The organism is Breznakia sp. PFB1-19, from assembly GCF_029893935.1.
GTDB lineage: Bacteria > Bacillota_I > Bacilli_A > Erysipelotrichales > Erysipelotrichaceae > Breznakia > Breznakia blatticola.
This window is the reverse complement of record NZ_JARXXJ010000005.1, coordinates 69402-82074: the sequence shown is the minus strand read 5'-3', so window position 1 is coordinate 82074 and position 12673 is coordinate 69402. Positions and strand designations below refer to the sequence as shown.

Genomic DNA, 12673 nt, shown 5'->3' with positions numbered 1-12673 from the left:
TCACATTTATTTGTGAGTTTTTTTATACAATATCCATTGATATAGTGCATACAGCACGATACTTAATACAACTAATAGCAGCGTGCATGTAATCATACTTGTTGTGAATAGTGGAATTTTTAGTAATGAATGGAACAATACTACTGCTACATAAAAACCGATTGCCACAAACCAGAATAAGAATAAACGCAGTTTATTAAATGGTAAACACGCTTTAAGTACTGCTAAAATACTAATCGCTCCAACTACCATATACATAATTGCAGTTGCTTGTTCATCATTAAATCCATAAGAATCTTTAATTGATAAAACAATGATAATATTCATTATGATCAACAGTGCATTTGGCAATGCATTTAGTAGTGATGTCTTTAAGTAGGTTCCTGTTACTTGTTTATTGTTTTCTTCAAATGAGATGAAGAATGATGGGAATCCTTCAATTGCTAAATCGATTAGTGTAATTTGAATTGGAATGAATGGGAAAGGAATATTCATCACAATGCATAATAAACTCAGTAATAATGAATATATCGTTTTGATAAAGAAGATTCCGGATACTTTGGTAACGTTATTGATGATACGGCGACCTTCAGATAATACTTTTGTTAGGTTTGAAAAATCGCTATCAAGTAAGACAAGTTGACTTACTTGTTTTGCCGCAGCATTTCCGTTTGCCATTGCAATGGAACAGTTAGCTTCCTTTAAGGCAAGCACATCATTTACACCATCACCACTCATAGCGACAATATGATCCATATTTCTTAACTCATTAACTAGACAACGTTTTTGTTCTGGTGAAACACGCCCAAATACTTTATGTGTATGTGCAAGTTTTCTTACCTTAGCTTCGTCTGTGACTTGACTTAGATCTACATATGCTTCCCATCCTTCAAGTCCAGCTTTTCTTGCGACGTTGGCAACTGTTAATGGATGATCTCCACTAATCACTTTTACTTCTACACCTTCGCGTTTGAAAAAATCAAATGTAGCCTTAGCATTTTCACGAATTGGATCATCTAAACAAATTGCCCCTAAAGGTTCATCATTTAAAGAAACCATCAGTACACGAAATCCATCTGCTTGTGCATCATGTACTTCGTTTGGAATATCCTTTGGATCACACATTTTTTCTGGTGCTCCAACTTTTACCACACCTAAATCAAGAAAATCAATACTTCCCCATTTTCTTTCACTTGAGAAAGGTATTTTTTGACCTGCTTGATAGTCGTGCTCTTTTTTACTAAAGAAGTATTCGTGCATTGCTTGAAATGTAGCATTGTTATCTTGGGTTTGTTCAATATAGTTTGCCATTATATTATCAATGTTTTTTCCTTGAAACCCAAAGGCTTTAACAACACGCATATTTCCTTCTGTAATCGTTCCTGTTTTATCTAAACATAACATATCTACATGGGCAAAGATTTCCATACAGTGCATGTCTTGAACTAACACATTACGCTTACTTAAGTTAATAACTCCGGTGGCACTACCAATACCAATAAGTAAGACAAGTCCCTTTGGTAACATTCCAAGTAATGCAGCAGCACTTGCCACAATCGAGACAAACATCGTATTTTCACGCACCACAAAAGCTTGATAGAAAAGAATCAGACCAAGCGGAATAATAATAAAACTTGTGAATTTTGAAACCGTACGAATTGCTTGAATCAATTCCGAATGGTTTTTCTTATATTCTTTTACTTCACTTACAATTTTATTGGCAAACGCTTCATCACCAACACGAATGACTTGTGCTTGGCAACGTCCACCGACAATAAAACTTCCAGAGAATAATTCATCGCCAACTTTTTTAACGATTGTATCACTTTCTCCAGTCAGTAAAGATTCATTGACTTCTACACTCTCATTGACGACAATTGCATCTGCAGGAATTTGATCTCCCATTTCCAAATAGAGAATATCATCCATAACAATATCTTCCAATGCAACTTTATCGACTTTCCCTTCACGTACTACACCTGCTTTGTCAGCAGAAATAAGTGTCAGTTTTTCGACTAAGTTTTTTGCATGAATTTCTTGATAGATTCCAATTCCAATATTCATTAAAATAATTAATAAATAAAACATGTTGGAAATTGCACCAACACTTAATAAAGCCACTCCAATCGCAAAGTTTAGAAAGTTAAATAATGTACAAACATTGTCATAGACAATTTGTCCATTGGTTTTTGTGACTTTCTTTGGTGGATTATTAGATAACCCTTTTGCCTTTTTATCACTGACTTCTTTATATGATAAACCTTGTTTAAAATCGATTTCTTTTTCTAGTTTCATATGGCCACCTTTAACTTTATTATTCTAACATAACCATACATACTTTTCATCAGCAACCAAGAAAATCGAAAAATCTTCAAGTGAAAATTTACACAGCTTTTATTGGAAAGCAAACTTCCGTAAGAAACTCATTTTGATTGTTAGTTATTTTAGGGGAAATATGATATACATTCATTATTTCGCCATTTAGCTCATACTCATTTTCGCTTAACCATTTAGCCATTTCTTCATATATCGTTTCTAACTGCTCATAGTCTCCTTGATAAGCAACAACAGCCACTTTAGTTGCAGGAATTTCCTTACATATTACATTGTCAATTGATTTTACATTTGTTTCTATAACTTTTTGAACTTCAACATCTATAAGTTCAGAAGTATCAGTAGAATGAATAATTGCCACATCAAATGATGGATTTTTATATTTAATATTTCTCCCTGCAGTTTGCTCATTTAAAGCATTCCAAAGAATACCTTCTTGGTTATAATCCGAAATAATGCCTCTGTAGCTGATGACAAGTCTTTTAGGTAATTCTTTGACCAGAATACTATAATTTAAAGGATTTTTACGTTCATTAAGACTAACTATCGCCTTTTCAAGTAGCCGCACCTGAGATTTAAGCTTTTTCATCTCGTCTTGTTTATCAGATAATTGCATATCAAAATATTTTTGAAGTTCATCTTCATTGCTGTAGTTTTGGAGCATTTGTTTAATATTTGGTAAACTAAACCCCATCAGTTTCAGTAGTTGAATTCTATTCGCAAATGGAATCTGTTCTTCTGAATAATAACGATATCCAGAATCTTCATCAATTTTAATCGGTTTTAGCAAATCTATCTCATCATAATGCCGAAGCATATGAATACTTATCTTTGTGAATTTTGAAAAATCACCAATTTTCAACATAGATTCAACCTCCCTAACTATTTTCATACATTATTATACAGTAATTTATGAGAAATCAATCGCAAATCTTTTTCTTGACTCTCGGATTATACGAGGGTCTATGATAACAACGAAAGAGGTGATGAATTTGCAAAATGCAATTGAAGTAAAAGATATGACAAAGATTTATAGAGATGGTTTTATGGCATTAGATAAACTAAACATTTCTGTAAAGAAGGGGGAAATCTACAGCTTATTAGGAAAAAATGGTGCAGGAAAGAGTACTTTAATTAACATCTTAACAACGTTCTCAAAACCAACAGATGGTGATGTAACAATACTTGGAAAAGAGTTAACTCAAAATGCTAATTATATTCGCAATCAGTTAGCATGTGTTGCTCAGAAGAATTCTATTGATAGGTATATGACATTGTACGAAAACATGCAATTCCAAGGAAGACTGTATCATGTTAATTCAAAAGAATTAACGAATCGAATTGACGATTTAATTAGTTCCTTACATTTAGAAGAATACAGAAACAAAAAAGTATCTGATTGTTCAGGTGGAGTACAAAGGCGTCTTGACATCGCTATGAGTATGATTTCAATTCCTAAGATACTTTTCTTAGATGAACCAACAACTGGCATGGATATAGAATCACGGATATCCATGTGGGATTTAATCCGAACAATTAATAAAAAATATGGAACAACGATATTTTTAACAACACACTATCTAGAGGAAGCAGATGAGTTAAGCAATCGGATTTGCATTATGAAAGATGGAAAAGAACAAATCGTTGGAACAGTAACCGAATTAAAGAAATATTTACAACAGAACTTAATAAGACTATTTTTTGATGAACTGGATTCGGAAGCTAAGGAGGAAATCATTAACAGTTTGTATCAACTGGATTTTGTAAAAGATATTCGGATAGCAGAAGACTCCTTAACTATTGATGTTTTTGATGCTCAAAAGAACTATTTCTCAATTTTGGAATTTATTGTTGAGAAGCATATTTCATTTTATCGTGCTGAAATTGTAAAGCCAACTCTTGACGATATATTTCTAGCAATCGCTAGCGAGGAGGAAATTTATGAAGGAAATTAGTAATCTTGCACAGAGAAGTATTAAATGGCGCTTTAAGAACCCTGTTACAATTGTAATGACGATGATACAACCATTAATGTGGTTATTATTATTTGCTAATCTCTTTAATGCAAATGACTCCAATTTTATGAGTTTCATCTTAGCTGGAATATTAGTTATGGCAATATTATTTAGTTCAGGAATGAGTGGTATTGCAAATTACTCGTTGAAAGAAAATGGTAGTTATTATCGTGTGATGATTTCTCCCACAAGTAGAAAGTCTATTGTTATCGCGCATATTGTAGATGCAATTGTTTTATCTGGAATTCAGATATTGGTATTGCTATTGATTTCATTTTTGTTTGGTGTGAGAATTCAATCAGGCTTGCTCGGAACATTATGTATTGTTATCTTACTACTCGTAATGGTAGCATTTGTATCCACGATTTCTTATCTGCTTAGCCTTGTAATTCCAGATGAAAATGGATTTATTGCTATCATTAACACATTCACACTTCCTTTGTTTTTTCTTAGCACTGCACTTGTGAAAAAAGAAAGTCTGTCTAGCTTATTTCAAATTCTAGTATCCATTAATCCCTTTACTTATGTTATTAATTCGTTACGAAATTTAATTACAGAGCAGACAATTGACTGGCAACTGTATAAATTATCTATTATAGTAATGTTGATTTTAGCTACATTATGTATTTATACAACTATAAAAAAATTGAGGCTATGCAATAATAGTTAAAATCATTGCAAAAAACAACATTTGAAAGTTTCAAGGATGAATTCTACGTTTATGCTAAGAAGATGGAATTCGATACTAAAAATGAAGATATCAATAATGACCAAAGTGATAATATAAAAGGTTGTATTAATTACTGCATGCGTTATGCATTACGCATGAAATTGGATCACCTTCATGAATTACTTGGAAATAAAAAAACTACACAAAAGAAGCTCGTAAGGCAAAACAAGTAAACTTAGCTTTTTCACGAGCTACATAATCCTGAATACAAAAAACCGAGTTCGTATTTTGAATTCGGCTTTTTTATATTTCACACTGACGAAACAAAGTTCTTAAAATATTAAAAAAAGGAACTTGCGTTCCCCTACATAAATTTCGCTAATGCGTGTGCAATTCCATCTTCATCATTACTTAGTGTAATATAATCTGCAGCTTCTAAAACAAGTGGAGATGCATTGGACATCGCAACACCAATACCTGCTGCTTCAATCATTGTTAAATCATTATTTGCATCACCAAATGCAATTACTTCACTTTCATCGATATTTGTCAGTTCACAAATACTGCGTAATGCTTTCGCTTTATCTACACCTTTTGGTGTAAATTCAAAGAAGAATGGTGCGGTAAACATACAATTCAGTTCATCCTTAAATGGAGCTTGCATTTCTTCGAATACTTTCTCTAAGTATTCTGGTTCACCTGCAGTTAAAATTTTATTTGGTTCAAAATCCACATACTCTGCTAAATCACGGTGCTCACAAATTAAGAAATTCCCACCGCGAATTTCATACTTCATAATATCAATCATTCTATCATCATTTACATTCATATGTATTTGTGGTGCATATGCATCAAGTACATTCATATATCCATAACGGTCTACCATTGGATATACGTTGAATTTCTTCATATGTTCAAGTACTCGTTTTGCTTGATCAACCGCAATTGCTTGGTTGTAGATGACTTCTTTACTTGTACAATCATAAACTTTACTTCCGTTATAAGAAACTAACAATCCATGATTTTTTGCTAAATCTAACTCATCGGCAAATTTACGAATCCCACTTGTTGGACGACCTGATGCGATCACTAAGCGTACCCCACTTGCTTGTGCTTTTAACAGTGCCTCTTTTGTTTTTGGTGTTATCACCTTATCTGAGTTGACCATTGTTCCATCAACATCCATGATAATCATTTTAATTTGGCTCATACTTTTTCCCTCCATTGTATCTATTATAAACTCTATTGTTGATGTAGAGTCAATAAAAAAATCTTCACCTTTAGTTAGTGAAGATCTCAAAATTTCGTTTGTAGCATAGCGCCACAACCAAAACACATAATAAGGCGACTAAATTCCCTACTGGTAAATCTGTAACTACTTGAATATCTCCACGAACAAAAAAGATACATACAGCTCCGGCGAAAGCTATAACGTGAAGATAATCAACCTTGCTTAAGTTGCAGTAGACTTTTACACCAAATACTACAACCAACCAAAGCAGGCCAAACACACAAATGTGTGCATATGCATTGCTTACATCTGTAAACAGAAGTAAGCCTACATTTAAACCCATAGAAACTAGAAATCCAACGAGAAATATTCGCAAAAACTGAATAAATGTTTGATTCATAATTTCTCCCAAAATGTTCTTTGGAAGTATAACAAAAAATGAGGTTACATGCAACCTCATCTATTTATTCCTGAATTTGTATTGTTACTCCGTTTGGATCTAACATATGGAAGAAATGAACATTTGGAGTTGGTGAAATTACATCACTTGTTACTAAACCTTTATGTTCTAAGTCTTTCTTTGTTGCTTCCATATCTTTTACTTGTAAGACAAAGCCAACAGTATTTCCTTTTTCTAGTAACTTATCTGTTTTGATTAATTCTAAACATATACCTGTTTCATCTTTTAGAAATACTAAATGCATTCCTTCATTTTTCACTTCTTGTGCAACTTCAAGTCCAATATGATCAACATAAAATTGAAAAGATGTTTCCATTTCATTTACTAAAATTGTATTCCAAGCAATCTTCATATACGTATCCTCCTTCATATCTTTGACTTATTGTAACATATCAAAATATTTTTGCGACTTGAATACCCTACAGCATTTAAAAATGGCACCCCTTTTGGAGTGCCATCATATTAGTCTTTTACAAGAAGAACTGCATCATCATTCAATTCTTCACCAGTTGCGATTTCGAATTTTTCTAATAGATCTTTTACTGTAAGATTTTTCTTTTCTTCCCCTTTGATATCAAAGATAATTTTTCCATCATTCATCATAATTAAGCGATTTCCATATGTGATTGCATCTTTCATATTATGCGTAACCATAAATGCTGTTAAATTTTCTTCCTTGATAATTTCATCCGTCAATGTAAGAACTTTTTTCGCAGTCTTTGGATCAAGAGCTGCTGTATGTTCATCCAACAATAAGATTTTAGGTTTTTGTAAGGTTGCCATTAATAGAGTTAATGCTTGACGTTGCCCTCCAGAAAGTAAACCGACTTTTGCATCCAAACGATTTTCTAAACCTAAATCAAAACGTTCCAAACGTTTTCTTAATATTTCTTTTTCGTTTGGTGTAATTCCCCAACGAAGTCCACGTTTTTTTCCACGACGATTTGCCATTGCTAAGTTTTCCGCAATCCCCATATCTGCAGCTGTTCCCATCATTGGATCTTGGAATACGCGTCCAATTAAACGACTACGCTTGTATTCAGGATATAAAGAAATGTTCTCTCCAGCTAGTTCAATCGTACCACAATCAATTGGATACACACCAGCAATCAGGTTTAACACAGTTGATTTACCTGCTCCATTCCCACCAATTACTGTTACGAAATCTCCTTCTTCTAAAGTAAGATCAATTTGATCAATGGCTTTTTTCTCGTTTACGGTACCTAAATTGAAGGTCTTTGACACTTTTGAAATTTTAAGCATTTTTGTCAGCCTCCCTCCCTGTTAGTTTTTTATATAAATTGACTTGTTTACGTTTTGCCATCATGACTGGTAAAGCTAAAGACACCCCAACCAAAATAGCTGATAACAATTTCAAATCATCTGTTTGCATTCCCATGCGTAGAACAATTGCAATAATCACACGATATACAATTGAACCAATGACGATTGAAGATAAACGAAGTTTAAATCCACGCTTATTTCCAAATAGTACTTCTCCAATAACGATTGAAGCTAGACCAATAACAATTGCTCCTACACCCATTTTCACATCTGCGTATCCTTGCGATTGGGTAACAAGTGCACCAGAAAATGCCACAAGTCCATTAGCAATCATAATAGCAATAATCTTTGTTGTTTTGGTATTTACACTTAGTGCACTTGCCATTCTTTCATTATTTCCAGTTGCACGAATTGCTGAACCAATTTCCGTTCCAAAAAACCAGTAGAGCACTACGATCACAAGTACCACAATTAATGCACCAACAATCAAACTTGCTTGTGCAGCACTAAGCCCAGTCAATTCACTAACACTTTTAAATACTGTATCACTTTGCATTAATGGTAAATTACTTCGCCCCATAATTCTAAGGTTAATTGAGTATAACCCAATTTGGGTAAGGATCCCTGCAAGAATTGCTGGGATTTCAAATTTCGTAATTAATAATCCAGTAATAAATCCACAAATACAACCTGCAACCATGGCAAGAAGTACAGCTAATATTGGATTCATTCCACCTACAATACATACTGCACAAACTGCACCTCCAGTAGCAAATGAACCGTCTACTGTCATATCTGCAATATCAAGAATACGGAAGGTAATGTAAACTCCAAGGGCCATAATCCCCCAAATAATTCCTTGTGCAACCGCACCTTGTAACGATAATAATAATCCCGTCATATCTTTCTCCTATTTCACAATTTTTGCTTCTTTTAATAACTCTTCAGGAATCGTAATTCCTAGTTTTTTTGCTGTACTCTCATTGAATCCCATTTCTAATTTATCTTCAGAAGAGTATTCAATTGGCATATCTTTTGGTTCAGCTTCACCACGTAAGATTTTAGCCGCTTGTTTTCCTGCTAAGTATCCAATGTCGTAGTAGTTAATTCCGTATGTAGCAAGCGCTCCTTTTTCAACCATTGCAATTTCTCCAACAATTGTTGGCATATTATGTTCATTTGTTACACTGACAACATTTGCAATACTTTCACTTACCATGTTATCTGTTGGGACATAGATTGCATCTACTTTTCCAACTAAGCTTTCTGCAACTTGTTGTACTTGATTTGATTCAGATACGGTTGCTGCTTCTACTTTAATTCCTTTTGCTTCAAGTGCTTTTTTAGCAATTTCGTATTGTAATTCACTATTACGTTCCGCATTTGTATACATGACAGCTACACTTTTTACTTCAGGAGCAAGTTTCACAAGTAAATCAATTTGGTCTTCAACAGGTGTTAAATCACTAACTCCTGTTACATTTCCACCTGGTTTCTCATTTGATTTTACAAGTTTTGAATCTTCTGGATTCGTAACTGCTGAAATAACAATTGGAATCTCTGTTGTTTTTTGTGCAGCGGCAATCGCACTTGGTGTTGCAATTGCATAAATTAAATCATTCCCATCATTAACTAGTTTATCTGCAATTGTTTCTGCATTGCTTCCTTCACCTTGCGCATTTTGATCATCAAATGTAATGTTTTTTCCTTCTTCAAATCCTTCATCTTTTAATGCATCGATAAAACCATCGTGTGCTTGATCTAAAGCAGGGTGTTGTGCATATTGGATAATTCCAACTTTTTTCATCCCTTCTGTATCATCATCACAAGCAACTAAACCTATAACCATTAATAAACTCATGCAAATCATCATTAACTTTTTCATTTTAATACTCCCTTCGACTATTTGTGTATAAAAAAAACGCCCTCGAATGAGGACGATTTAGAAACCGCGGTACCACCTCTGTTTTATACAATATGTATAACAACTCAAAACACGGTAATGGGTGTTAACCAGAGGTAGCCTACTGATATATAAACGTTCGGTACTCGACTCCATGATGTATTCATTCACCTTCTTATGTGCTATTTTCACCACCATAGCATCTCTTGTTTCCAAAGGATCATTACTTGTTCACTTCTACGTCTGTTATGCATTCAATTGTAGTTTGTTCATTCGTTAAAGTCAACTTATTCTAAAACTGTCGCTTTATCAAGTAAACTTTCAGGAATTGTGATATTCACTAAATCTGCAACCTTTTTATTGATTACAAGCTCTAATTCATCACCAGTTAAGTATTCAATTGGCATATCTGCAGCAACAGCTTCACCACGTAGGATTTTTGCTGCTTGTTTTCCTGCAAGTTGCCCTAACTTGTAATAGTCAATTGCATATGATGCAAGACCACCACCTTCTGTCATTCCTTTTTCACCAACAATACAAGGAATTCCTTTTTCGTTGGTTACTTGTGTTACTGTTGCAATTCCTTCAGCTAGTAAGTTATCTGTTGGAATATACACTGCATCAACTTGACCAACTAAACTCTCTGCAACTTGTTGAATTTGACTAATATCAGAAACTGTTGTTTCTTGATATTCGATTCCTTCTTTTTTAAGTGCTTCTGCTGCAATATCTGCTTGGAATTTTGAATTATCTTCAGAATTCGTATACATAATTGCGACTTTCTTTACATCTGGCATAAATTCCTTAATCAAAGAAATTTGTTCCTTCACTGGCGTTAAATCACTAACCCCAGTAACATTTCCCCCTGGCTCTTCATTACTAGCAACAATTCCTGATGTTTTAGGATCAGTTACTGCATTTACCACGATAGGAATATCTTGTGTTTTTTGTGCAACTGCTTGTGCACTTGGTGTTGCAATCGCATAGATTAAATCTGGATTGTCATTTACAAGTTTGTCTGCAATTGTCTCATTTGTAGAACTATCACTTTGCGCATTATTGCGATTAATTGTTAAGTTCTTTCCCTCTTCAAATCCTTCTTCTTTTAAGGCATCAATAAATCCTTCATATGTTTTATCCAATGCTGGATGTTCTGCATATTGAATGACTCCGATAGTTGCATGTCCTTCTGCTTTTTCTTCTTCATTACACGCTACAAGCGTTAGACACATACAAACTAGTAATGATACGACTCCAAGTTTTTTCATAACTATTTCCCCCTATGACTCAATAAACAAAAAAAGTCCTCATTATGAGGACGATGAATCACCGCGTTACCACCTCGTTTGCCATCAAAACTGATGACCTCTTTGGTACACAAGATAATGGTTGTTAACCAGCTTGCCTTTTGTGACAAGCAACTCCGTGATGAATTCAAAACTTTTCTCAGTGCTATTTTCACCAGCCATAGCATCTCTAATTTCCAAAAAGGATTTACTACTTCACTTCTTTGTTTAATTATTACCATTTTACCGATTATGTAAATATATGTCAATCAAAAAAGAAACTTTTTACATTAAATGAAAGAATTTTCAATTCTGATTGCCAGTTCTTGAATGTAATTCTTACTTCAGCTTCATGTTTGTGACTCATTATGTATTCTTTGTTCCTGCTTTTCTAATAATCTTCGTATTTTGAGTAATTCATTATATATACCACCAAAATAACAAAACGCAATAATTGCTAAAATAATAATCATAGATTTCGCTCCTTTCTTATCGTTACCTTTAAGTTAATAATACTACATAAATATATTCTTGACATAAAAAACAATTCATATTTTCTCGTTGTCTATTTAGAGTGATTCAACTATACTATATGTTTATGAAGGAGGATATTAAACAATGAAAACACTAGTTAATTTTAGCGATATAGATGTACTTACATTTATCGATGATACTGTCATACAACTAAATTGTATAATGCATTCAAACGAGTTGGTGAAATATGTTTGAACAATTTCTACAACAATTTGATATTCTTTCCATCTTCATTCGTCTAACTATGTCTATGATATTTGGAGCATCAATTGGATTTGATCGTTCAAAAAAAGGTAGTCCAGCGGGTTTAAAAACGCATTCTCTTGTTTGTATTGGTTCAACCCTTGTTATGCTTACAAGCGAATATTGCTTTGTAAATTACGGTCTAGGAGATATTACACGATTACCTGCACAGGTTATTAGTGGAATTGGTTTTCTTGGAGCAGGTATGATATTGGTTACTGGTAATGATCGAATCAAAGGACTTACTTCTGCAGCAAGCATTTGGTTTAGTGCATGTATCGGATTAGCTGTAGGGATTGGCTTCTACTTTGGAGCATTTGTAGCAACTATACTTGAACTTTTTGTCTTAAAGCTACTTAGTAAACATTTTTCTACACAAGCAAACCAAGTAACTATTGATTTATATATAGAATATACTTCATCATTCGATTTAAGTAGCATGATTTTACTCATGAAAAACCATAAAATTGAGTTAGTAAATGAAGACAATCATCTACTCAAAAACTTAAATGTAAAGGAAAATAGTCACTCAACAATCATCTCCTTACAAATATCAAACACTATGGATGAATCCGAACTTATTTCCTTGTTTCAAAGCATTCAAGGAATTAATTGCGTGTATACCATAAACTAAAACAAGCTAGAAACTTAGATTTATTCTTTGTTTCTAGCTTTTATTGTCTTACTGTCATTTTTACTTGTTTATGTTTTTC

At 33.5% G+C, this 12673-nt stretch carries 12 protein-coding genes and 2 other annotated features; of the genes, 3 read left to right on the top strand and 9 right to left on the bottom strand.

Features of this window, described 5'->3' with window-relative positions; translation table 11 throughout:
• Nucleotides 1-6: 6 nt before the first annotated feature.
• Together M2098_RS04060 and M2098_RS04055 are read right to left on the bottom strand one after the other, a co-directional pair.
• A complete protein-coding gene (locus tag M2098_RS04060; RefSeq protein WP_280682267.1) occupies nucleotides 7-2295 on the bottom strand; it encodes an HAD-IC family P-type ATPase in 2289 nt (762 codons plus the stop codon).
• Nucleotides 2296-2383: 88 nt separating this feature from the next.
• Nucleotides 2384-3199 carry a MerR family transcriptional regulator gene (locus tag M2098_RS04055; protein ID WP_280682266.1) on the bottom strand — a complete coding sequence of 272 codons (816 nt, stop codon included), beginning with the start codon at nucleotides 3197-3199 and terminating at the stop codon, nucleotides 2384-2386.
• Between the two features lie 100 nt (nucleotides 3200-3299).
• Here M2098_RS04055 and M2098_RS04050 point away from each other — a divergent pair, with 100 nt between their 5' ends.
• Together M2098_RS04050 and M2098_RS04045 are read left to right on the top strand one after the other, a co-directional pair.
• Nucleotides 3300-4289 carry an ATP-binding cassette domain-containing protein gene (locus tag M2098_RS04050; protein WP_280682265.1) on the top strand — a complete coding sequence of 330 codons (990 nt, stop codon included), beginning with the start codon at nucleotides 3300-3302 and terminating at the stop codon, nucleotides 4287-4289.
• A complete protein-coding gene (locus M2098_RS04045; RefSeq protein WP_280682264.1) occupies nucleotides 4276-5019 on the top strand; it encodes an ABC transporter permease in 744 nt (247 codons plus the stop codon). The genes M2098_RS04050 and M2098_RS04045 overlap by 14 nt, the downstream gene beginning before the upstream one ends.
• Before the next feature lie 364 nt (nucleotides 5020-5383).
• On the opposite strand, the gene M2098_RS04040 is transcribed toward M2098_RS04045, so the two are convergent.
• The 7 genes from M2098_RS04040 to M2098_RS04010 all read right to left on the bottom strand — a co-directional run bounded on the left by M2098_RS04040 (nucleotide 5384) and on the right by M2098_RS04010 (nucleotide 11165).
• The gene (locus M2098_RS04040) at nucleotides 5384-6229 is read right to left on the bottom strand and encodes a Cof-type HAD-IIB family hydrolase (RefSeq protein WP_280682263.1); all 846 of its coding nucleotides are present in this window, start codon (nucleotides 6227-6229) and stop codon (nucleotides 5384-5386) included.
• A gap of 70 nt (nucleotides 6230-6299) precedes the next feature.
• Nucleotides 6300-6650, bottom strand: a complete 351-nt coding sequence (locus M2098_RS04035) for a hypothetical protein (RefSeq protein WP_280682262.1) — start codon at nucleotides 6648-6650, stop codon at nucleotides 6300-6302.
• 64 nt (nucleotides 6651-6714) lie between these two features.
• The gene (locus tag M2098_RS04030; RefSeq protein WP_280682261.1) at nucleotides 6715-7062 is read right to left on the bottom strand and encodes a VOC family protein; all 348 of its coding nucleotides are present in this window, start codon (nucleotides 7060-7062) and stop codon (nucleotides 6715-6717) included.
• Nucleotides 7063-7172: 110 nt separating this feature from the next.
• Complete coding sequence (locus M2098_RS04025) at nucleotides 7173-7973, bottom strand: ABC transporter ATP-binding protein (RefSeq protein ID WP_280682260.1); 801 nt, start codon at nucleotides 7971-7973, stop codon at nucleotides 7173-7175.
• Nucleotides 7966-8895 carry an ABC transporter permease gene (locus M2098_RS04020; RefSeq protein ID WP_280682259.1) on the bottom strand — a complete coding sequence of 310 codons (930 nt, stop codon included), beginning with the start codon at nucleotides 8893-8895 and terminating at the stop codon, nucleotides 7966-7968. The genes M2098_RS04025 and M2098_RS04020 overlap by 8 nt, the downstream gene beginning before the upstream one ends.
• Nucleotides 8896-8904: 9 nt before the next feature.
• A complete protein-coding gene (locus M2098_RS04015; RefSeq protein WP_134169378.1) occupies nucleotides 8905-9879 on the bottom strand; it encodes an ABC transporter substrate-binding protein in 975 nt (324 codons plus the stop codon).
• A gap of 45 nt (nucleotides 9880-9924) precedes the next feature.
• Nucleotides 9925-10146: a binding site (T-box leader), on the bottom strand.
• Between the two features lie 38 nt (nucleotides 10147-10184).
• Nucleotides 10185-11165 (bottom strand): ABC transporter substrate-binding protein, encoded by a 981-nt coding sequence (locus tag M2098_RS04010; protein WP_280682258.1) that lies wholly within the window; start codon nucleotides 11163-11165, stop codon nucleotides 10185-10187.
• A gap of 43 nt (nucleotides 11166-11208) precedes the next feature.
• Nucleotides 11209-11417, bottom strand: a binding site (T-box leader).
• 487 nt (nucleotides 11418-11904) lie between these two features.
• On the opposite strand from M2098_RS04010, the gene M2098_RS04005 reads away from it, so the two are divergent.
• Complete coding sequence (locus M2098_RS04005; protein ID WP_280682257.1) at nucleotides 11905-12594, top strand: MgtC/SapB family protein; 690 nt, start codon at nucleotides 11905-11907, stop codon at nucleotides 12592-12594.
• Nucleotides 12595-12673: the final 79 nt, after the last annotated feature.